19 protein-coding genes are annotated in these 20,006 nt (G+C 71.0%); 12 read left to right on the forward strand and 7 right to left on the reverse strand.

Annotated elements, in window-relative coordinates:
• The 9 genes from VF697_RS33010 to VF697_RS33050 form a co-directional block, all read left to right on the forward strand.
• A partial coding sequence (locus VF697_RS33010; protein WP_331101238.1) for an MATE family efflux transporter occupies nt 1-1,383 on the forward strand: 1,383 nt, incomplete at its 5' end.
• A gap of 323 nt (nt 1,384-1,706) precedes the next feature.
• Nucleotides 1,707-2,879 carry an inositol-3-phosphate synthase gene (locus tag VF697_RS33015; protein WP_331101240.1) on the forward strand — a complete coding sequence of 391 codons (1,173 nt, stop codon included), beginning with the start codon at nt 1,707-1,709 and terminating at the stop codon, nt 2,877-2,879.
• A 3-nt stretch (nt 2,880-2,882) separates the two neighbouring features.
• Entirely contained in the window at nt 2,883-3,815 is a 933-nt protein-coding gene (locus VF697_RS33020) for a hypothetical protein (RefSeq protein WP_331101242.1), read from the forward strand.
• A 17-nt stretch (nt 3,816-3,832) separates the two neighbouring features.
• The gene (locus VF697_RS33025) at nt 3,833-4,870 is read left to right on the forward strand and encodes a Gfo/Idh/MocA family oxidoreductase (RefSeq protein ID WP_331101244.1); all 1,038 of its coding nucleotides are present in this window, start codon (nt 3,833-3,835) and stop codon (nt 4,868-4,870) included.
• Complete coding sequence (locus tag VF697_RS33030) at nt 4,861-5,694, forward strand: hypothetical protein (RefSeq protein ID WP_331101246.1); 834 nt, start codon at nt 4,861-4,863, stop codon at nt 5,692-5,694. Before VF697_RS33025 ends, VF697_RS33030 begins: the two co-directional genes overlap by 10 nt.
• Nucleotides 5,691-7,166: a YcaO-like family protein gene (locus VF697_RS33035; RefSeq protein WP_331101248.1), complete on the forward strand. Its 1,476-nt coding sequence runs from the start codon at nt 5,691-5,693 to the stop codon at nt 7,164-7,166. Before VF697_RS33030 ends, VF697_RS33035 begins: the two co-directional genes overlap by 4 nt.
• Entirely contained in the window at nt 7,163-8,029 is an 867-nt protein-coding gene (locus tag VF697_RS33040; protein WP_331101250.1) for a sugar phosphate isomerase/epimerase family protein, read from the forward strand. The genes VF697_RS33035 and VF697_RS33040 overlap by 4 nt, the downstream gene beginning before the upstream one ends.
• Nucleotides 8,026-9,312, forward strand: coding sequence for a glycosyltransferase family 4 protein (locus VF697_RS33045; protein WP_331101251.1), 1,287 nt, complete (start codon nt 8,026-8,028; stop codon nt 9,310-9,312). Before VF697_RS33040 ends, VF697_RS33045 begins: the two co-directional genes overlap by 4 nt.
• A complete protein-coding gene (locus VF697_RS33050) occupies nt 9,309-10,100 on the forward strand; it encodes a PIG-L family deacetylase (RefSeq protein ID WP_331101253.1) in 792 nt (263 codons plus the stop codon). Before VF697_RS33045 ends, VF697_RS33050 begins: the two co-directional genes overlap by 4 nt.
• Before the next feature lie 24 nt (nt 10,101-10,124).
• Here VF697_RS33050 and VF697_RS33055 read toward each other — a convergent pair whose 3' ends face one another.
• Together VF697_RS33055 and VF697_RS33060 are read right to left on the reverse strand one after the other, a co-directional pair.
• Nucleotides 10,125-11,252, reverse strand: a complete 1,128-nt coding sequence (locus tag VF697_RS33055) for a peptidylprolyl isomerase (RefSeq protein ID WP_331101255.1) — start codon at nt 11,250-11,252, stop codon at nt 10,125-10,127.
• A gap of 118 nt (nt 11,253-11,370) precedes the next feature.
• Nucleotides 11,371-12,372 (reverse strand): hypothetical protein, encoded by a 1,002-nt coding sequence (locus VF697_RS33060; protein WP_331101257.1) that lies wholly within the window; start codon nt 12,370-12,372, stop codon nt 11,371-11,373.
• Between the two features lie 184 nt (nt 12,373-12,556).
• On the opposite strand from VF697_RS33060, the gene VF697_RS33065 reads away from it, so the two are divergent.
• Nucleotides 12,557-13,585: a DUF3592 domain-containing protein gene (locus VF697_RS33065; RefSeq protein WP_331101259.1), complete on the forward strand. Its 1,029-nt coding sequence runs from the start codon at nt 12,557-12,559 to the stop codon at nt 13,583-13,585.
• 209 nt (nt 13,586-13,794) lie between these two features.
• Here VF697_RS33065 and VF697_RS33070 read toward each other — a convergent pair whose 3' ends face one another.
• The gene (locus VF697_RS33070) at nt 13,795-14,436 is read right to left on the reverse strand and encodes an energy transducer TonB (protein ID WP_331101261.1); all 642 of its coding nucleotides are present in this window, start codon (nt 14,434-14,436) and stop codon (nt 13,795-13,797) included.
• Nucleotides 14,437-14,563: 127 nt separating this feature from the next.
• Here VF697_RS33070 and VF697_RS33075 point away from each other — a divergent pair, with 127 nt between their 5' ends.
• Nucleotides 14,564-15,025 (forward strand): hypothetical protein, encoded by a 462-nt coding sequence (locus VF697_RS33075; RefSeq protein WP_331101263.1) that lies wholly within the window; start codon nt 14,564-14,566, stop codon nt 15,023-15,025.
• A 3-nt stretch (nt 15,026-15,028) separates the two neighbouring features.
• Here the strand turns inward: VF697_RS33075 and VF697_RS33080 are convergent, their stop codons facing one another.
• Entirely contained in the window at nt 15,029-16,717 is a 1,689-nt protein-coding gene (locus VF697_RS33080) for a metallophosphoesterase (protein WP_331101273.1), read from the reverse strand.
• Nucleotides 16,718-17,116: 399 nt separating this feature from the next.
• On the opposite strand from VF697_RS33080, the gene VF697_RS33085 reads away from it, so the two are divergent.
• On the forward strand, nt 17,117-17,569 hold the full coding sequence (locus VF697_RS33085) for a thioesterase family protein (protein WP_331101265.1): 453 nt from the start codon (nt 17,117-17,119) through the stop codon (nt 17,567-17,569).
• A gap of 3 nt (nt 17,570-17,572) precedes the next feature.
• Here VF697_RS33085 and VF697_RS33090 read toward each other — a convergent pair whose 3' ends face one another.
• From VF697_RS33090 to VF697_RS33100, 3 genes are all read right to left on the reverse strand, one after another.
• A complete protein-coding gene (locus tag VF697_RS33090) occupies nt 17,573-18,493 on the reverse strand; it encodes a hypothetical protein (RefSeq protein WP_331101267.1) in 921 nt (306 codons plus the stop codon).
• Between the two features lie 19 nt (nt 18,494-18,512).
• Nucleotides 18,513-18,746: a hypothetical protein gene (locus tag VF697_RS33095; protein ID WP_331101269.1), complete on the reverse strand. Its 234-nt coding sequence runs from the start codon at nt 18,744-18,746 to the stop codon at nt 18,513-18,515.
• A gap of 66 nt (nt 18,747-18,812) precedes the next feature.
• A complete protein-coding gene (locus tag VF697_RS33100; RefSeq protein ID WP_331101271.1) occupies nt 18,813-19,850 on the reverse strand; it encodes a hypothetical protein in 1,038 nt (345 codons plus the stop codon).
• Nucleotides 19,851-20,006: the final 156 nt, after the last annotated feature.

A 20,006-nucleotide genomic window follows, 5' to 3' on the forward strand; every position in this document is an offset into this window, starting at 1 on the left:
AAGGGCTGGTTTCCCGTGCTGTGGGACGCCGTGCGCGGCACCCACCATGATCTCACCGCCGGCTCGGTGGATCGCGCCTTCCTGATGCTGTCGGTGCCCATGGTGCTGGAGATGGTGATGGAGTCCATCTTCGCCCTGGTGGACGTCTTCTTCGTCTCGCGGCTGGGCGCGGAGGCCGTGGCCACCGTGGGCATGACGGAGTCCATGCTCACCTTCGTCCAGACGCTGCCCATGGGCCTGTCCATCGGCGCCACGGCCCTGGTGGCCCGACGCATCGGGGAGAAGGATCCGGAGCGCGCGGCGAGCGCCGCCATGCAGGCGCTGTGGCTCGGCCTGTTGCTGGCGCTGCCCGTGGCGGTGGGCGGCATCCTGTTCGCGCGCCCGCTGCTCTCGGCCCTGGGCGCCTCGCCCTGGGTGGTGGAGCACGGCGCGTCCTACACGCGGGTGATGCTGGGCAGCACCCTCGTGCTCACGCTGCTGTTCCTCATCAGCGCCATCCTCCGAGGCGCGGGAGACGCGGCCACCTCCATGCGCGCGCTGTGGCTGGCCAACGCCCTCAACATCGTGCTCGCCCCCTGTCTCATCTTCGGCGTGGGTCCCTTTCCCGAGCTGGGCGTGCTCGGCGCGGCGGTGGCCACCACCCTGGGGCGCTCGGTGGGGGTGCTCTACCAGCTCCACGGGCTGCTGCGCGGTCGCGGGCGGCTCGTCATCCGGCGGCGGCACCTGCGACTGGAGCCCCGCACCCTGCTCGCCCTGCTGCGGCTGTCGGGCAGCGCCCTTGTCCAGTCCCTGCTGATGATGTCCAGCTGGCTGGTGCTCATGCGCCTCGTCTCCAGCTTCGGCAGCGCGGCGATGGCCGGCTACACCATCGCCATGCGCATCCTCCTCTTCGCCCAGCAGCCCGCGTGGGGCATGAGCCACGCCGCCGGCACCCTGGTGGGCCAGAGTCTGGGGGCGAGGGATCCAGAGCGGGCCGAGCGCGCGGCCTGGCGGGCCAGCTTCCATACGCTGTTCCTGCTCGGCGCGATGGCCCTGGGCTTCCTGGTGTTCGCCGAGCCGCTCGTGCGGGCCTTCACCTCGGAGGCCGAGGTCGTCCTTCACGCCACGCGCTGCCTGCGCATCGTGAGCTGCAGCATGATCTTCTACGCCTTTGGGACGGTCCTCCCGCATGCCTTCAATGGCGCGGGGGACACCACCACGCCCACCGTCATCAACCTGCTTTGCTCCTGGACGCTGCAGCTGCCCCTGGCCTACCTCCTGTCCAGGACGCTGGGGCTCGGCCCCTCGGGCATCTTCCTCGCCATTGCTCTGGGCTACTGCGCGCTCGGCACGCTGAGCGCCGTCTTCTTCCGGCGCGGACGGTGGAAGACCCGCCTGCTCTAGTCCTTTCAATTCCTCTCGACTTCTCGGAGCCCGTCGCGAAACCAAGCTCGCGGCGGGCTCTTTGTCATTCACGGACGTCGGGCTGCCCTTCGGGACATTCGGGCTTTTCTGACTTGTATAGCCTTCGTCCCATGATGATTCATTGCGCGGGTTCGTGAGGGACCTGCCGCGGAATCACGCGACGAGCACCTCCCTTTCTCGAGGCGAGAAACCTCGGTTGTTCCGAGGAGAGCGCGAGCCCGACACGTGGTGACATACGAGGGGAGTCATCAGGCATGCATGGGGATCGTCTGGGGATTGCGGTCGTGGGGATGGGTGGGGCCGTGGCGACCACTGCTATCGCGGGGATGGAGCTGCTCAAGCGGGGCGTGGTGGACACCACGGGCCTGCCACTGGCCGGGGTGAAGGGCGCGGGACTGGTGGACTATGGCTCCCTCACCTTCGGGGGCTGGGATTTGTATGATGATGACCTGGCCAAGGCGGCGCGCACCCATGGTGTGCTGACCGAGAGCCAGCTCCAGGCGGTGGAGCCCGTGCTGGCGAAGCTGCGGCCCTGGCCCGCGGTGTCCAACAGGAACTTCTGTCGCAACGTGGTGGGCTCATCCAACAAGAAGATGAGTGGCCTGCGCGCCCAGGTGGAGGCCATCCACCAGGACCTGGAGCGCTTCCAGCGCGAGCAGCAGGTGGATCGGCTGGTGATGATCAACTGCGCCTCGACCGAGCGTCCGGTGAACACGGCCCTGCCCCAGTTCGCCACGCCGGAGAGCTTCGAGGCGGCGATCGACGCCAATGATCCGGAGATCAGCCCGGCGATGATCTACGCCTACGCGGCCGTCTCGCGAGGCATCCCCTTCGCCAACTTCACGCCGAGCGTCGCCGCCGACGTGCCGGCGCTGCTGGAGCTGGCCCGGCGCAAGGGCGCGCCCGTCGCGGGCAAGGATGGGAAGACGGGCCAGACGCTGCTCAAGACGGTGCTCGCCCCGGCCCTGAGGGATCGCGCGCTGCGCGTGGACGGCTGGTACTCCACCAACATCCTGGGCAACCGGGATGGCGAGGCCCTCAATGATCCAGCCTCGAAGGCCTCGAAGCTCGACACCAAGGGTGCCGTGCTGGACAGCATCCTCGGCTACAAGGTCCAGGATCACATCGTGCAGATCCAGTACTACCGGCCGCGCGGCGACAACAAGGAGGCCTGGGACAACATCGACGTCCTCGGCTTCCTCGGCCAGCCCATGCAGCTCAAGATCAACTTCCTGTGCAAGGACTCCATCCTGGCCGCACCCCTGGTGGTGGAGCTGGCGCGCACGCTGGACCTGGCCAAGCGCCGCGGTGAGGGCGGGGTGATCGAGTCGCTGGGTTGCTTCTTCAAGGCGCCCATGACGCCGGACGGCCGCACGCCCGAGCACGCCATGCCCGAGCAGCAACGGCGCCTGATGAAATGGCTGTCCGCCGGGGGTGTCCGGCCCGTCGTCGGCAACGAGCTGCTCCGGGGCTAGCCGATGAATGCCTCCGTTTCGGACACGGCCGCGGTCCCGGACCGTCTGGCCACACTGCGCCCGCTGCTGGGGGAGTTGATCGACCTCAAGCGGGTCCGCACCCCCGACCACCCGGAGGGCCTGGCGGCACGAGGGTTCCGGCGGGCCTGGGCGGCGCTCGTCGCGGGCGCCGATCCGGAGGCCCTGGCGCTGCGCGAGACGGCGCTCGCCCTGGTCGCGGTGCGGCTCGGAGGCATCGACGCCGAGGTGCTGCACCGGGCCGGTCTTCCACCTCCTCGCGCGTTGGAGCTCCTCCACCGCGCGCTGGAGGCGGCGGCCGGTCCCCTGGAGCCGGGCCTCCGGGAGCGGCTGCACGCCGCGCTCGCCGAGCCGCTCGGCACCGAGGGCCACGCGCCACCGCCCTTCGTGGAGCGGCTGGTGCGCCAGCCACGCGCCGGGGCCACGCTCCCCGGCCGTCCCCGCATCATGCTGGAGCCCGCGGAGAGCCACGCGGACCACTGCTACGCCGTCGCCGTCGGGGCGGTGCTCGTGGCCCCCCTCTTGGGTGCCGGACCGGCCCTGCCCTTCGTGGCCGGGTTGAGCCACCACCTCTTCAACGTGGTGCTGCCGGACGCCGGCTACGCCGGAGATGTGCTGCTGGGAGATGCGGTGGGGCCCATGGTGGAGCGGCTCACCGAGGAGGTGTTGGCCACGCTGCCAGCCGGAGCGGTCGCTCGCATTCGCGAGGCCCGGCGTGTGCTGCCACGCACCGACACGCCGGAGGCCCGCGCCTTCCACGCCGCCGACGTGTTGGACCGGGTGCTGGAGATGGACTTCCACGCCCGCGCCGCCCGCTTCACCCTCCGTCAGGTCCTGGAGGAATTGGAGCTGGTCCACGACGGGCCCATGCAGTCCTACGAGAACGCGGTGCTGCGCGCCGCGGGCCTCCAGCCCTGATTGGAAGAGGTGTGCTCATGGAACGTGCGTTTCCGCGCTCGCGGCGGCTCGGATGGGCCATCGTGGGCTGTGGCTGGGTGGCCCGCGACTACGTGGCGCCGGCCGTGTTGGAAGCGGGCAATGCCCGGCTTGTGGCCCTGTGCGATCCGGATCCGGAGTCCCTGGCGCGAATGCCCGGGGACGGTGCGGCTCGCTTCACGCGGTTGGAGGAGCTGCTGGCCCACCCGGAGGTGGAGGCCGTCTACGTGGCCACGCCCAACCACGTGCATGAGGCGGTGACGGTGGCCTGCGCCGCCGCGGGCAAGCACGTGCTGTGTGAGAAGCCCATGGCCATCCGCCCCGAGGAGGGCGCTCGCATGGTGGAGGTGTGTCGGCGCGCGGGCGTCCAGTACGCCACCGCCTTCGACCAGCGCCACCATGCCGCCCACCGCAAGCTGCGCACCCTGGTGCGCGAGGGCGTGCTCGGCACGGTCACCCAGGCGCGCATCCACTACGCCTGCTGGCTGCCTCGCGACTGGGCGCCGCGCAACTGGCGCATTGATCCGCACCAGGCGGGGGGCGGCGCGATGATCGACCTGGCACCGCATGGAATCGATCTGCTGGAGGTGCTGCTGGACGACGAGTGGACGTCCCTCACGGCCTTGATGCAGCGGCGCGTCCATGACTACCCGGTGGATGACGGCGCCATCCTCATGGGGAAGTTCCGCAGCGGCACCCTGGGCCTGCTCCAGGTGGCCTACAACTGCCCGGACAACTACCCGCGCCGCACCCTGGAGCTGATTGGCACCCGGGCCCGTGCGCTGGCCTACAAGACGATGGGCCAGACTCCCGGGGGCACGCTGACGCTCACGGACGCGGCCACCGGCGTGGAGACGGGGGTGCCCATCTCCCCGGAGGAGGATCGCAGTCCCTTCCTCCACCAGGTGGAGGCCTTCTCCTCCTGCCTGCTGGAAGGCCGCCCCTATCCCTTCGCGCCCGAGCGGGACGTGCGGCTGCTCACCCTGCTGAGTCAGGCGTGCGAGCCCCGCTCCTGGGAGGACGCGCCATGCCGTTGAGCCGCTACGCCTGCTGCAACTGCGGCTCCTGGCAGCCGTGGTTCTCCCACGAGCGCCCTCCGCACTGTCCCATCTGCATGGACGTGCGCAACGCCCTGCCCGAGAACGGGTGGGAGTTCCACTCCGCCGCCCAGGTGTCCGAGTCGCTGGAGACCTCCTGGTACGAGGCGCTGCCGGGAGTGCTCGGCTTCCACTGCACTCCGCGCTTCGGGCTGGGCGGTACCGGCTGGCTGCTGCGGCGGCCCGAGGGCAACGTGGCCTTCGAGGGCGCCCCTTGGTACTCGCGGCGAGCGCTGGAGCACCTCGCCTCGCTGGGGGGCCTCCAGGTGCTGTCCGCCTCGCACCCTCATGGCTTCGGTGCGCTGTGGCAGTTGCAGGAGCGGTTCGATCCGCTGCTGGTGCTCCACCGCGACGCGGTGCCCTACACCAAGGCCTTCCAGGTGCGCTGGCCCGTGGATGACGAGCACGAGCTGGCCCCCGGGCTCACGCTGCACTGCGTGGGCGGCCACTACGAGGGCCAGTGCGTGCTGTACGACGCGCGCACGCGCTCGCTCTTCTGCGGAGACGTCCTCAAGGTGGAGCTGGACGCTCGGGGCCGGCCGGTGGCGCTCTCGAGCCACAAGGGCTTCCACGCCGCCATTCCGCTGAGCCATGGCGAGCTGCGCCGCTACCGCTCGGTGCTCGAGCGGCTGCCCTTCGAGAACGTCTTCACTCCCTTCGAGTTCGCCCGCGGCGTCACCCGCGCCCACGCGCTGGCCCTGTTCGACCGATTGCTCGCCGGCATGCCTCACACCCGGCCCATTCCCATGGAGGAGCTGTCATGAGCCTGAAAGCAGCACGAGACGCCTATGCCCGGGCCATGCCGCCCGGAGAGCTGCTGCTGTTCCGCGACGATGCCATTGATCGCGTCGGCATCCCGGTGGTGGCCTCCAGCCTGCGCATGCGGGGCGGGCCGTGGATCACCTCCCACGGATACGGCGCCACCGAGGAGGAGGGAATGGTGAGCGCCATCGGCGAGCTGGCCGAGGAGGTCTTCGCCGAGAAGGCCCTCACCTCCCTGCCGCGCTTCCACGGCAGCTACACCGAGCTGGTGTGCGCACGCGGGGCGTCGGGCGTGGCGGATCCGCTCACGCTGAGCCTGCCGGCCGGCAGTCCCTACCACCCGGACATGCTGCTCACCTGGGTGGAGGTGCGGCGGCTGTCCACTGGCGAGCCCGTGCTGGTGCCGGAGGAGTACGTCGCCATCCATCCCAGCCAGCTCCACGGCCGCTCGCCGCTCATCCTCCCCATCACCAACGGACAGGGCGCCGGGCTCACCCGCCATCAGGCGATGGCCCACGCCCTGCTGGAGCTGCTCCAGCGCGATGGCAATGGCCTGTGCTTCCGCGCCATGGACCAGGGCGTCGTGCTCGACCTGGAGGGGGCGGAGCTGTCCCCCGACGTCCGGGCCCTGCTGGAGCGCTACCGCCAGCTCGGCATCGAGGTGATTCCCAAGCTGGCCACCACCGAGTTCGGCCTGGTGAACCTGTACGTGGTGGCGAGGGATCCCCACGTGGGCGATCAGCCCCTGATGGTGACGGCCTGCGGCGAGGCGGCCGATCCGGACCGGGAGCGCGCCCTGCGCAAGGCCCTGCTGGAGTACGCCGGCTCGCGCGCGCGCAAGGCCTTCATGCACGGGCCGCTGGAGCACGTGGCCCGCGTCGCCCCGCCCGGCTACCTGGAGCAGTTCCTCCCGCAGGTGAACGTGGACCGGGAGGAGGAGCGGGCCCTGCACGGCATGGTCGAGTGGGCCCGCATGCCCACGGACGCGCTGCGCACGCTGACGGCCAGCACGCTCGCCTGCAAGCGCAAGGTGCGCTTCGCCGAGCTCCCCCGCGTCCAGGTCGCGGAGGATCCGTCGGTCCGCTGCCAGCAGGTGGTGGAGCAGCTGCACGCCGCGGGCTTCGACATCCTCGTGGCCGACATGTCTCCCCCGGACCACTCCATCCACGTGGTCAAGGTGCTGGTGCCCGGCCTGGAGGTGGAGACGATGACGTACTACCGCCTCGGCGAGCGGAACGTGGCCCGGCTGATGGCCCGCGGGGAGCCACTGGCGGGGCTCGGCACGCCGCCGGAGGGCGCCCGGCCCGTGCGCCTGACGCCCGCCGCCGAGGAGCGGCTGGGAGGACCGGCCTGGTTCAACGTCCGCCTGGCCGAGCAGCGCGTGGGCCGCCTCTACTCGCTCTACCGCGAGCCGGGTCGCCACAGCGTGCAGCAGGTGCTGCATGGCCGTCGCTTCGGCGGAGGTCTCTCATGAGCCTGCGTTTCGCCTACAACACCAACGGTGTCGCCAACCACCGCTTCCAGGACGCGCTGGGGCTCATCGCCGACAGCGGCTACGACGGCGTCGCCCTCACGTTGGATCACCACCACTTCGATCCCTTCGCGCCCCGGCTGCAGCACCGCGCCGGGATGCTGGCGAGCCTGTTGGAGCGGCTCGGCCTGGGGCTGGTGGTGGAGACGGGCGCGCGCTTCCTGCTGGAGCCACGGGCCAAGCACGAGCCCACGCTGATCAGCCCGGAGCCGGAAGGGCGTGAGCGCCGGCTCGACTTCCTGCGCAGGGCGGTGGACATCTGCGCCACCTGCCGGGGCGAGGCGGTGTCCTTCTGGGCCGGAGTGCCCCGGCCCGGGGTGGACTCGGAGGAGGCCTGGCGCTGGTTGGTGGATGGCGTGGCCCGGCTGTCCGACTACGCGGCCTCGCGCGGCGTGGTGGCGGCGGTGGAGCCGGAGCCGGGCATGCGGGTGGAGACGGTGGACGAGTGGCGCCGCCTCCAGGCGGAGGTGGCACGGCTCGGCGCGGCCCCCATCCGGCTGGCGCTGGACGTGGGCCACCTGCTGGTGACGCAGGAGCGGGTGCCGGCGGACGCGGTGCGCGAGCTGGCGCCGGTGCTGGGCACGGTGGCGCTCGAGGACATGAAGCGCGGCGTGCACGAGCACCTGCCCTTCGGCGAGGGGGACCTGGACGTGTCCTCGGTGCTCCGGGCGCTGGTGGAGAGCCGCTATGAGCGGCTGGTGTGTGTCGAGCTGTCGCGCGACTCGCACCGCGCGCACACCATGGTTCCCCAGGCCCGCGAGTGGCTGCGGGCCCACATGCCCTCGGATGCGGAGGTGGCGGCATGAGCGGCAAGAACTCCCTGCGGGTCTGCTTCATCTCCCGGCGCTTCTTCCCGGCCATCTCGGGGATGAGCGTCTACGCCCTCAACCTGGTGCGGGAGCTGGCGGACTGCGGCCATGACGTGACGATGGTGAGCCAGTACCGAAACGACCGGGCGGGTGTCTCGGTGTATGGCGGCGGGCCTCCACCGCACGTTCCCGGTGTCACGGTGCTGGGCCGCGAGTCCCTGGGCGAGCAGCGCGTCGGCGACGGCCTGCCAGCCAGCTTCGAGCAGGACGTCGAGGACATGGTGGCCACCGTGGAGCGCGAGCACCGGCGACGGCCCTTCGACCTCATCCACGCGCAGTACGGCTACCCGTGCGGACTGGCCGCGCTGGAGGCGAGCCGGCGGCTCGGGCTGCCCAACGTGGTGTCCATCCAGGGTGGTGATGGCCACTGGGTGGGCACCTGCTGTGGGACGCACAAGCAGGCCATGCTGGCGGTGCTGGGCCATGCCGGAGCGCTGCTCATCGGCAGCCGCTCCTTCGCCGAGGAGGTGCGGGGCCACCACGGGACGCCCCTGGAGCGCTTCACCCTCGTGCCCGGTGCCACCGACACGCGGCGCTTCCACCCGCGCGACGAGCACGCGCTGGGCGCGGTGGGGACTCCGCCGGTGCTGCTCTACCACGGCCGCGTGGACGCGCGGAAAGGCGTGATGGAGCTGCTGGAGGCGGTGCGGATGCTCGTGCGCGGCGGCCGCGAGCTGAAGCTGGTGGTGTCCGGCATCGGCCCGGACCTGGAAGCCGTACGCGGCCGGGTGGCCGAGCTGGGGCTGGGCGACCGCGTCGAGCTCACCGGCCATGCCTCCTACGAGAACGCGCCCGCCGTGTACCGACGGGGGGACATCTTCGTCTCACCCACGTACTCGGAGGGCTTCTCCAACACGCTGCTGGAGGCCATGGCCACCGGCCTGCCCATCGTCTCCACGCGGGCGGTGGGCGTGGTGGACTGCCTGGAGGACGGGCGCGACGCGCTGCTGGTGCCGCCCCAGGAGGCCCACGCGCTGGCCGAGGCCATCGCCCGGATGCTGGACGATCCGGAGCTGCGCCGCCGCCTCGCGCGCACGGCCCTGGCCGAGGTCCGGGAGCTGTACTCGTGGCAGGCGGTGGGTCGACGCATCCAGCAGGTGTACGGCCAGCTCACCGGCACCGGCCCGGACACGGGCTGGACGCGGCTGTACGACCCGGGCACCACCGTGGACACCGCTGATACTTCCTGCCGCTTCCGGAGCGCTCCGCACCTGCTATGAGCACCGCCCTCTTCCTCTCGCCTCACCTGGACGACGTCGCCTTCTCCTGCGGTGGCACCCTGGCCCGGTTGAAGGCACGGGGGTGGAAGGTGGCCCTCGTCACCGTCTTCACCCGCTCGGTGCCCCAACCCACGGGCTTCGCGCTCGCCTGCCAGACGGACAAGGGCATCCACCCGGAGGTGGACTACATGGCGATGCGCCGCGAGGAGGATCGCGACTTCGCGGCGCTGATGGAGGTGGACTCGCTGGTGTGGGCCGATCTGCCGGAGGCGCCGCACCGCGGCTACGACAGCGCGGCGGCCCTCTTCACTCCGCCTCGCGAGGACGATCGCATCGGCGCGGCGGTGGTGGAGCGGCTCGCCCCGCTGATGAATGAGCTGCGGCCGGACCTCGTGCTGGCTCCGCAGGCGCTGGGCAGCCATGTGGACCACGTGCAGGTGGTACGGCTGCTGCCTTCGCTGGGAGCGTGGGACTCCCGCGTCTTGTGGTACCGCGACACGCCCTATGCCGTGCGCCAACCCGAGGCCCGGCCGGATCCGACGCTGCCCGGGGACCTGAGACCGGTGGTGGTGGACGTGTCGGCCGAGCTGCGGCGCAAGGTGGTGGGCTGCACCTGCTACCGGACCCAGGTTGGCTTCCAGTTCGGCGGAGCCCAGGCCGTGGGCCCCACGCTGGCGGCCTTCCACCAGCGCGAGGCGGCGGCCCATGGACGCACCGGCCATGCGGAGGTGCTTCTCGCGGGAGCCGGTCTCGACCCGGCCCTGCGGGAGGCACTCACGGACGAGTGAGGGCGCCGCCCGAGGGCGTGGGGACTATGAGGCGTCGGCGCCCTCGAAGCGCACCTTCGCCTGGCTCATCACGTGCTCCACCGCGAGCAGGTGCCAGGCCACGTCCGTCATCTGCGCGGAGGTGGTGGGGTCCGCCAGCGACTCACTCAGCTGCTGCGGGGTGATGCCGAAGGGGGCCGAGCGCACCTCCAGCAGCTCCCGCACCTTGCCCGAGGTCAGCTGCAGCTTGTCCCGGGCGGCGATGGCGCGCAGCACCAGGGCGATCTTCAGGCGCCGCTCCACATCGTCGCGGATGCCCGGGTGGTGCAGCCACCCGTCGAGCGCCTCCTGCTGCTCCTCCAGGCTGAAGTTCTTGAGCGCCAGCGCCTCGCCCTCCATCTGGCTCCAGCGGCGGCGGATCTCCTCCTGGATGAGCGCCTCGGGCACCTTCACGTCGGTGCGGGCCACCACCGCGTCCAGCACCAGGTTCTGCGCGTCCACCCAGAGCAGGTCGGCCCGCTCGCCTTCCAGCTCGTCCACGATGGAGGCAACGACCTCGTCATGGGTGGCGCCGCGGCCCAGCGTGCTCAGGAAGGCGTCGGACTCGGTGTCCGGCATCCGCACCTCGCGGGCGGCGCGCACGTCCACCAGGAAGCGCGCGGGCATGCCGCGCAGCGACTCGACGGGGTAGTTGTCCGGCAGGGTGATGCCGACCTGGATGCTGTCGCCCACGCTGGCCTCGGCGATGACCTCCGCGAAGCCGGGCAGCATCTCCTGCGGGGCCAGCTCCATCCAATGGCCCAGGCGCGTGCTGAAGGGGATGAGGCGGCCGTTGGCGTAGCCCAGGATGTCGAGCCGCACCTCGTCACCCAGGGAGAGCGGCTCGCCCTCCGCGCGCTCGCGCACCTCGGCCTGGGCGCGCGCCAGCTCGTGGAAGCGCTCCAGCAGGTCGTCCTCGGTGAGATCCTCTCCCGCGGGGACGGTGACCTCCAGGCCTTCCAGCGAGGGGGCCGTCACGTCCGGCAGGTGGGGGCGGGCGTTGAGGCCCGTGGTGATGGGCAGCCGCTGGACGAGCTGCTCCACCGGGGCCACCGCCGAGGGTGGGGTGGCCGGGGTGGGCGCCGTGGCGCCAGCGGGCTTCTTCGAGGGTGCCTTCTTGTCACTGCTGGCCACCGGAGGTCCTCCTGGTAGATAGCGACCGTAGTCCCAGACGGGATTGAAGCGAGAGCGTCCCAACGGTCCCTACCAGAAAAGGGCCCCGGTGGCAGTACCGGGGGAGCCGGGCAACAGCCTACTTGAAGAAGCCGCCGACGAAGCTGGAGACGGCGGAGACGCCGGCGCCAATCTGGCTGACGACCGGGATGTTGGTGGCGGCGGCCACCGAGCCCACGGCGGTGATGACGCTGGTGACCTTCTTGCCGGTGCTGGCGTTGGGGTCGCGCACGGTGGAGTAGGCGCTGGCCACGTCGAAGGCGGCGATGGCGATGTTGGCGCCCGGGGCGAAGCGGCCGGCGGCCTTGGCCAGCGGGCCCGCGGCGGCGCGAGCGGCGGCGGTGGCGGCGCCACGGGCGGCGGCCTTGCCTCCCTCGTTCAGCGCGGCGCGAGCGGCGGAGCGCGACGCGGTGCCCGCGAGCGCCCTCACGGTCGTGCCGCTCTGGCGGACGGCGGTGTCCACGGTGGCGCGCACGCCCGAGCGCAGCGCCGTGCGGCCGGCGCCCTCGAAGGCCAGCTTCGCGGCGGTGCCGGCGACGGAGCGGGCCAGCTTGGGCCCGGCACCCGGCACCGCGGCGCGGAAGGCTTTGTTCGCCGCGCGGTAGGCGCTGCCGAACTTCTGCACGTCACGGGCGATCTCCAGCCCACCCTTCACCGTGCTGACGGCGCCCTTGCCGGCGGTGGCGACGGAGCCGACGGCCTTGTCCCAGTCCTCGCGGCTGCCGCTGCGGATGGCGTTGCGCACGTCCTTGGCCGCGGTGCCAATCTGGCGCGGCAGCTTCACCGCGCTCGTCACGGTGCCGATGGCGCCGCCCAGCTTCCCCAGCTTGCCCATCAGGTTGAGCTTGTCCTTGGGGTTGGTGGCCTTGGACACCACCTTGTCGGCGTTGGCCTTCCACGTCGCCTTGAAGCCGTTGGTCCTCACGCTCCTGGCGTTGTCGAACCCATCCGTCACGGCCGACTTCACCTTCTTGAAGGTGTCGTAGCCCTTCTTGGCCGTCTCGAGGGCCTTCTTGGGCTCCTGCTTCACCTGCTTGATGGTGCGGCGGACGGTGTTACGGGCGCGGTCGATCAGGCTCATGACGGTCTCCCTCGGTCGGGGCGGGGATTGGAGGTTCTTAAAAAGTGCGACGAATATTCAGATTATCGGCGCGACCCTGAAGCGGTTGCGTGCGGCCTCTCGATTCCCGCGATTTCTGGTGGGACTGGAAAAATGGCCGGAGGCTGGAGGCCTGGGCGTCCTCCACCCGGAATAGGATGGGGCCATGAACACCGTGAGCCGCATGCCCCTACTCTTCGTCCTCTTCTGGTCGGCCGTGACGCTGCTGTTCGACGGGTTCATCCTGCGCGGCATCGTGGGCCAGCTCCAGGCGCTGTCGTACTCCCGCACGACGGGCACCATCACGTACAGCGAGGTGTCGGAGAAGACCGACAGTGACGGGACCACCTACGGCTTCGTGGTGCGTTACGCCTATGAGGTCGACGGGCGTGCGTATGAGGGCACCCGCTACCGCTATTCGCAGTCGAGCTCCTCGAACAAGGCCCCGGCGAGGGCCCTGAAGGAGCGCTTTCACGAGGGAGCCACCGTCCCCGTGTTCCACAGCCCGGAGGCGCCGGAGGAGGCCGTCCTCGAGACCGGCGTGCGGGGCTATGAGCTCTTCTTCCTGCTGTTCATGAGCCCGTTCAACCTCGTGATGCTCGGGGGGTGGTACGGGGTGCTGCTCGGCAGGAGGAAGGATGAGGACGAGGTGGGGGCCTTCCGGCGCGGCGACCGCGTACACGTGCGGCTGGAGCGGACGGGCGCGGTGGCCGCCGGATTCGTGGCCTTTGGAGTCGCCAGCTTCCTGGCCATCTTCGTCGTGGGCATTCCGACGGGCTTTGATCCGTCGCTGCCCACCATGCTGGTGACGTGGGGCCTGCTCATCGCCACCGGCGTGTTCTTCGGGCGGAAGCATGGCGCGAAGCTGGACGCGGGCGATCACGACCTGATTCTCGACGAGGGGACCCGGCGGCTCTCGTTGCCGGTGGGGCCCGACCGGACGGAGCGGCTCGACGTGCCGTGGAGCCAGGTGCACTCCGTCTCCGTCGAGACGCACACCTCGAAGGACAGCGACGGGGACACCGTGACGACGTGGCGCCCCACCGTCGTGGTCACCGCCGCCAATGAGCTGGGGCGCCGGAGCGAGGCCATCGTCGACTGGAAGGACGAGAAGCGGGCGGCGGCCCTGGTGGAGTGGCTGAAGTCGCGGCTGCGTCACCGCGAGTCCGTCACGAAGGCGCGGATGTCCGGGTGACGCCCGCCGGGGGCTCTCCAACTCGCGGGCGGCCACGGTCTCCACCCGGGACGGCTCCACCGGGGCGCCGGGCCTGGGCATCACCAGACGCACCCACCGCTCCTGTCCGAGTCGCACGAGCGTCTGGCCGGGTCATCCCACGCGGCCTTCCCACCACAGATGGAACCCTTGGACATGGGACGGGTTCAACGCGAGCGCGCGGGCGCCGCTCAGCTCGACGGGATGCGGACGACGAAGGTGTACTCCACGTCGAGCGGCCGGCCCTGCGCGGTGACGGGGGTGACGCGCCAGCTCGACACGGCCTCGAGCAGCTCCTGCTCCATGTAGGGCAGGCCGTTGAGCAGCTTGCAGCCCTTCACCCCTCCGTCTCGCAGCACCACGCAGCGCACCAGGGCCGTGCCCCGCACGCGCTCGGCGCGGGCCTCGGGGGTGAGCTGGGGATCCCTCCCGGCGACCCGCTGGGGACGCGTCATGCCCGAGGGCTCGAAGGGCACGGGCTCCGACGCCACGGGGCCGAGGATCGCGCTCGCGTCGTCCGGCTGGGGCCTCCTCGGCTCGGGCGTCCTCGCCGACACCTGCGGCTTCACCTCGGGGGCCGGGGCGGGCGCCGGAGCCGGTTTGGCGACGCGCTTCGTCGCCTTGGGGCGCTCGGCCTTGGCGACGGGGGCCGGAGCCGGCGCGGGCTCGACCGCGGGGGCCGGGGCGGGTGCGGCCACGGGCTCGGCGGCGGAGAGGCTGGAGCTGCTCGCGCGGGAGGTGGTGGCGCACCCGGTACCGCCCAGGGCGGCACACGCGGCCAGCAGGAAGGCGAGGGCAAGTCGAGGCTGCACGGAGCAGGAGGCGCCAGTCATGCCATAATTTTACACAAAAGGGGGTCGCGCGCCCAATTTACTGAAACACGGTCCCCATGTTTCGTGGTGGAGCCGGTGTAGGGGTTTGGCGCCTGTCCGGGTGTTATCGAAGGAGAGGAGGTGGCCCATGCCGCTGCGACGAGACATCCCCCTGTTCCAGCTCGAGGCCGAGGAGGGCCCCCGGCGCGGCACGCGCGATGCGTGGCAGCGGCGGGAGATGCTGGTGGCGCTGCTGCATGCCAACTGCGATGCCTGTCAGGGACTCCACCGCGAGCTGCTGGCGCACGTGCCAGCATGGCACCGGGACGAGGTCGCGCTCTTCACGGTGATGATGCCCGGCCGGGGCGGAGAGCCCCCGCTGCCGGGCGCGCTGCGAGACCCCGAGGGAGCGGTGACGTGGCGGCTCGCGGAGGCGTTCGGGTGCGTGCCCGGCACGGCGATGCTGGCGGTGGCGAGCCGGTTTGGCGAGCTCTACGGGCGGGTGGCCGTGCATGGCCGGCGCCCGTGCGAGGTGCTCGCCGAGGCGCTCGAGGGGTTGGACCTCGCGCAGCGCCAGTGCGGCGAGTGCTCCGCGCCGCTGTGGGAGTGAGCCTCAGCCGCGAGGCGTGACGCGCACCGGCGGCTCGATGAGGACGGGCTCGGTGGCCTTCGGATCGTCGGGCTCGTAGGCGGGCCCGTAGGGACTGGCGCCCGTCTCCTTCCACTTGCGCGGCACGCGCTCGAGGCCCACGGGGAACACGGTGAGCTGCCCGTCCTTGTCGATGCGCAGCCGCAGGAAGTTCTTCCAGTCCGGCACCGCCAGCGAGATGAAGGCCTCGTTGGAGTGGGCCCCGAAGCGGTTGACGCTCACGGTGAGGTACAGGCCCATGATGAAGGGCCCCACGAGGAAGCCGCCCAGGAAGTTGATGAGGCCGGAGAGGATGAACTTGCCCCACAGGTGCGTCCACCCGGCGGCGCACAGGGGCGCGGTGCCGGGCAGCAGCTCCGGACAGATGCCCAGCCCACTGACGATGAAGTAGATGGAGCCCCAGGCCACGAAGAACGCGGCGAGGATGTGCGCGAGGCCATGCAGCGTGCCGGCCAGCACCCGCCACTTCCCAAAGGCCTTGTCCGCCAGCCCGATGAGCCCGCCGATGGTGGCCAGCCCCAGCACCGGCGACCAGGGGCGGCCCGCCACCGAGGACGCCACCTCTCGGAGCGCATCGAAGAAGCGTGTCACCCCGTAGGTGCCGATCTCGGTGTACGTCACCAGCGCGAGCAGCACGTAGAGCGTGCCCGTCAGCAGGCCGAAGAGGGGACTGTGGCGGATGAGGAAGAGGTTCTGGCGCGCCAGCTTCCGGGACGTCTTCTCGTCCGGGAAGCTCTTCTTCAGCAGGTAGCCGTCGCGCAGCCGGGGCGCGGCCGGGGCGTGGGTGGGGTGGAGGAAGGCCCCGCCGCCGCCCGCGGTGATTTTGTGCCGGCCGTCGGGGCCCTCGTGCCGCCGGTAGTGGTGCAGATCCCCCGCGAGGAAGAGGCTGATGCGCCGGCCGAACACCTTCTCCTGGAGGTACTCGAGGTTGTTCTCCAGGTAGCCGCGGCGGCGCTGCGTGGTGGCCGCCAGAATCCACGCCGGCTCCGCGTTGCAGAGGATGACGCGATCCTCCGGCTTCATGTGCGTGGCCACCTGGCGGAAGTACTCCACCTGGGGCACGTCGATGTCGTTCTCGAGCTGCACGTCCGTGCCGATCAACCACCAGCCGCGCGGCAGCTTGAGGGCGAAGTAGCTGCGGCTCTGCCGCGTGCGGCGCCCGGCCAGCCAGCGGTTGGCGCAGAACAGCCGCATGAAGGCGGCCAGCCCGTCGTACCAGTCGTGGTTGCCGGGAATGGCGAACAGGTCCGGGCTGGGGTCCTGGGTGCGCCCCAGCGCCTCCTCGTAGGGAAGCACCAGGCGCTCCTCGTACGTCTCGCGGCTGGCGCCCGGGTACACCTGGTCCCCGCCCAGCACGAGGATGCGCCCGCGCTCCAGGGCGTGCGTGTCGCCCCGCGGGTCCTCCACCTCCAGCGAGGGCAGCGCCAGCGTCCGCGCCACCGCGTACGTGGAGTTCCACCCATCACCGGTGTCCGCCACGTAGTCCAGCCAGAAGTCCGCCTCGGGCGTCTCGTCCGAGTAGTCGAAGTAGGGCGGCTGCGGGCGCACCACGGCCTCGATGAGGCGGTGGTCCGCGCGAGCGCCGAACACGGCGGCCACCAGCGCATCCAGGCCAGTGCGGATGAGCATGGCCGGGTGGAGCCAGCGCACCATGTCCGCGTGCTGCTCGGGTCGCGTCGCGGTGCCGGACTCGCTGGCTCCGACCTCGTGGAGGGTGAAGTCGCGGGACGTCTCTTCGGGGGCGGGGAGCTCCGCGGACGGTTGCTGCTTCGCGGTGCCAGGCTCGGGCGGTGTCACTTCGTGAACGGTCCCCCAGCCCCGCGCTCCGGTCAACTCCCCGACCGGGAAGCAACCCGTCGCGTCCCTCTCCGGACGAGAGACCCACGGGCGAGCGGCCCGACGAGCCCTCCCACTCCCGTTCCTCCCATCCGCGAGCAGCCGAAGCCAGACGCGGCGGGTTTCCGGGCTCGGGCGGAGCGGCGGCCGTGTCGACCGTGAGGAGGTCTCCGTGTCGCCCGGACGGACGATTCCGATTGCCCCGCGGGGGCCGTCATGGTGCATGACACGGCCATGAACGACTTCCCCATCACCGTACGCTTCCCCATCCATTGGGGCGAGATGGACGCGTACGGCCACGTGAACAACGCGCGCTACTTCACCTGGTTCGAGGCGGCCCGCATCGCCTACATGGCCCGCGTGGGGCTGGTGAGCACCGAGATGCAGAAGCCCGAGGGCGGAGTGGGGCCCATCGTCGCCGCGACGAACGCGGACTTCCTGCGCGCCGTCGTCTTCCCGGCGGACGTCGTGGTGGGCGCGCGCGTCACGCGCATCGGCACCTCCAGCCTCGCCATGGAGTACGCGGTGGAGGATGCACGGAGCGGCGTGCGCTACGCGCGCGGTGGCGCCGTGCTCGTGACGATTCGCTACCCCAGCTACGAGAAGGTGCCCGTGCCCCCGGAGATCCGCGCCTCCATCGAGGCACTCGAGGGCCGCATCTTCGAGTAGGGCCTACGGCGAGGGCTCACGGGAGGCACGGGGCGCCGGCACACACCGCCAGGGCTCCTTGGCGGCCTTGCGGTGACAGACGAAGCCCGGGGCACAGGAGGAAGGATCCTCGGGAGCGCAGGACGTCTGGCATTGGTACATGTGGCAGACGGTGCCCTCGGGACAGGGAGGTGCGCCCTCGCCGCAGGACGCGAGGCACTCCATCCACACGGCATCCGCGGGTCGTGGGTAGGCGTAGAGGCGGCAGCGCTGGCCCTGGGCGCAGGGGTTCTGTTTGCAGTCCTGGCCATACACCGTGGCGCAGATGGAGGCGTGCCTGCCTTCGAGTGCGGGTCTGTCCAAGGCGACGCACCGCTGGCCGTCCGCGCAGGTGCGGCCCTCGCAGGTGGGCAGGCAAGAGGGGCCATCATCCGAGCCCTCATGGCAGAAGAAACCCTCGGGACATGAGGAGGGGTCCCCCAGCTCACATGGGCGGCCACATCGGCTGTGACAGAGCAGGCCCTGCTCGCAGGCGTAATCGTTCGTGGACGCGTGTGCCATGCACTCCTCGCCCTCCTTGCGCACGCCCACCAACGAGCAGACGTGAATCGGGTCTCTGTTCGAGGTGGTGGTCTGGGTGCGGCAGACGAATCCCTCCTTGCACTGCATGTCCGTCACGCATCTGCTGTCCGAGCAGTAGCGGCTCATCGTGTGGGTGCTGAAGAAGCACCGCAGGGGCGGATCGCAGTCGCTATCTGTCTGGCAGCGATGCCCGTAGGTGAGCAGGCTCCGTCGCTCCTCGGGGGAGAGCATGGGGACGGGAGTCTTGTCCTGGTCGTGCGGCTTGTTCACACCCGGACCGGACGTGGCAACGTAGAACATCCACGCCAGCGGCACTGTCAGGAGCACGCCGAGTATGGCGGCCAGGAGGGGGCGCCAGCTCATGCGGCTCCCCAGTTCATGGTCAAGGCGGGCGGCATTCGGGCGGACAGTTTCTTTGTGCTTCGGGGTCGCTCTTCTTCTGGTGGAAGTCCATGCATGCGTCCTTCCAGGCTTCATCGTCGAGCGCACAGTCCTTCATCGAGTAGTACGCGTCCATGTCGCGCTCCAGTGCTTCCTCGATGGTGCCCTGCCGGCCCCATGCATGGGGGCAGCCCACCTCCACGGTGAGCAGCACCAGCAAGACCCGCTCCGCCATGGAGCCCCCCTTCTCCTGAAGGCCTCACGGTAACACGGGGGCCACCGCATGGAGATGCGCGCTGACCTACCCGCCGCGACGCGCGTCGGCGGGTGCATTGGGGTGGCGCTGGAGGAGCAGGCGCAGCTGCGGCTGCCTCCGGACGGCCTCCTGCTTGAGCAGGTGGGCGATGAGGGCCGGCGGGGCCGCGCTCCAGCGCGCGATGTTCTGGATGAGCATCGGCGAGCGGAAGGTGCGCCCGCACAGCAGTGCCGCCGTCTTGCCGTCCACCGCCAGCCCCACCAGCGAGGCCAGCACCCGGCCCTCGGTGTTGAGGATGAGCTCCACACGCTCCTCGGCGGGCGCGGTGTTGAAGCGGGTGCGCATCACCTCGCGCGCGGTGCGGCGCGTGCCCTCGGGCACGTCCCGATCCATCGCCACCTTGTACTGCTCCATCAGGCGGCGCCCCGACCACAGGCGGCGGAAGAGCCCCGAGGGGAGCTGCGGGTTGCGCACCAGCCAGCGGCGCACCCCGGCGTCCTGCGTGAAGGCCGCTCGCCCGCAGAGGGCCTCCAGGCCCACCGGGCTGTGGTGGTGGCGCGCGATGAGCCGCGCGTGCCCCAGTCCCACGCGCATGTTCTCCAGCACGGACTTGATGACCGCCGGCACCGGGTCGAAGCAGAAGGCGGACAGCTCCGGGTCCTCGGCGGCGCGGGCCCGGCTGGCACGCTCGTCCTCCGGGAGCGGGTGGAGCCGCCGCTCGAAGAGCTGCCGCCAGTTGCCCGCGGCGATCTCCACCGTGGCGTCCTCGGGCGCCTCGTCCTCCTCGGGGGCGAGGGGCTCCTCGTGTCTGGCCGAGGGTTCGTCAGGGGGCGCGTCGGCCCGGGCCCGGGTGGGAGGCGGCTGTGGCGCGGGCGCGGCGGTGGGGCCGGGCAGCACGGCGCCCTGCGAGACGAGGCGCGCCAGGATGGCGTGGATGCGCTCGGCAGGCAGCCCGGTGAGCGCGGGCAGGTGCCGCACGGCCGTGGCGCCGTCCAGTCGCGACAGGACGAAGCCCTCCTCCGGGGTCAGGGGAAGCCTTTCCAGCCGGGCGGAGGGGTTGGGCTTGGGCGTCCAGTCGTTCACGGTCCGTCTTCCGGGAGGCCCTCAACCCTAGGACGAATGACACCGGGTCGCCAAAGAGGTGTGACGGACGGTTGACGGGGGGGGAGGATCCAGTCGCACAATCTCCCCATGTCCGAGCGCATCCAGACCTACTCCGAGTTCTGGCCGTACTATCTC

The sequence above is a fragment of the Archangium sp. genome (assembly GCF_036388035.1).
Taxonomy (GTDB): Bacteria; Myxococcota; Myxococcia; order Myxococcales; family Myxococcaceae; genus Archangium.

Coding starts and splice junctions, on each gene's coding strand:
- VF697_RS33020 (WP_331101242.1), top strand. CDS start 2,883: ATGAATGCCTCCGTTTCGGACACGGCCGCGGTCCCGGACCGTCTGGCC.
- VF697_RS33025 (WP_331101244.1), top strand. CDS start 3,833: ATGGAACGTGCGTTTCCGCGCTCGCGGCGGCTCGGATGGGCCATCGTG.
- VF697_RS33030 (WP_331101246.1), top strand. CDS start 4,861: ATGCCGTTGAGCCGCTACGCCTGCTGCAACTGCGGCTCCTGGCAGCCG.
- VF697_RS33035 (WP_331101248.1), top strand. CDS start 5,691: ATGAGCCTGAAAGCAGCACGAGACGCCTATGCCCGGGCCATGCCGCCC.
- VF697_RS33040 (WP_331101250.1), top strand. CDS start 7,163: ATGAGCCTGCGTTTCGCCTACAACACCAACGGTGTCGCCAACCACCGC.
- VF697_RS33045 (WP_331101251.1), top strand. CDS start 8,026: ATGAGCGGCAAGAACTCCCTGCGGGTCTGCTTCATCTCCCGGCGCTTC.
- VF697_RS33050 (WP_331101253.1), top strand. CDS start 9,309: ATGAGCACCGCCCTCTTCCTCTCGCCTCACCTGGACGACGTCGCCTTC.
- VF697_RS33060 (WP_331101257.1), bottom strand. CDS start 12,372: ATGAGCCTGATCGACCGCGCCCGTAACACCGTCCGCCGCACCATCAAG.
- VF697_RS33065 (WP_331101259.1), top strand. CDS start 12,557: ATGAACACCGTGAGCCGCATGCCCCTACTCTTCGTCCTCTTCTGGTCG.
- VF697_RS33070 (WP_331101261.1), bottom strand. CDS start 14,436: ATGACTGGCGCCTCCTGCTCCGTGCAGCCTCGACTTGCCCTCGCCTTC.
- VF697_RS33075 (WP_331101263.1), top strand. CDS start 14,564: ATGCCGCTGCGACGAGACATCCCCCTGTTCCAGCTCGAGGCCGAGGAG.
- VF697_RS33080 (WP_331101273.1), bottom strand. CDS start 16,717: ATGGTGCGCTGGCTCCACCCGGCCATGCTCATCCGCACTGGCCTGGAT.
- VF697_RS33085 (WP_331101265.1), top strand. CDS start 17,117: ATGGTGCATGACACGGCCATGAACGACTTCCCCATCACCGTACGCTTC.
- VF697_RS33090 (WP_331101267.1), bottom strand. CDS start 18,493: ATGAGCTGGCGCCCCCTCCTGGCCGCCATACTCGGCGTGCTCCTGACA.
- VF697_RS33095 (WP_331101269.1), bottom strand. CDS start 18,746: ATGGCGGAGCGGGTCTTGCTGGTGCTGCTCACCGTGGAGGTGGGCTGC.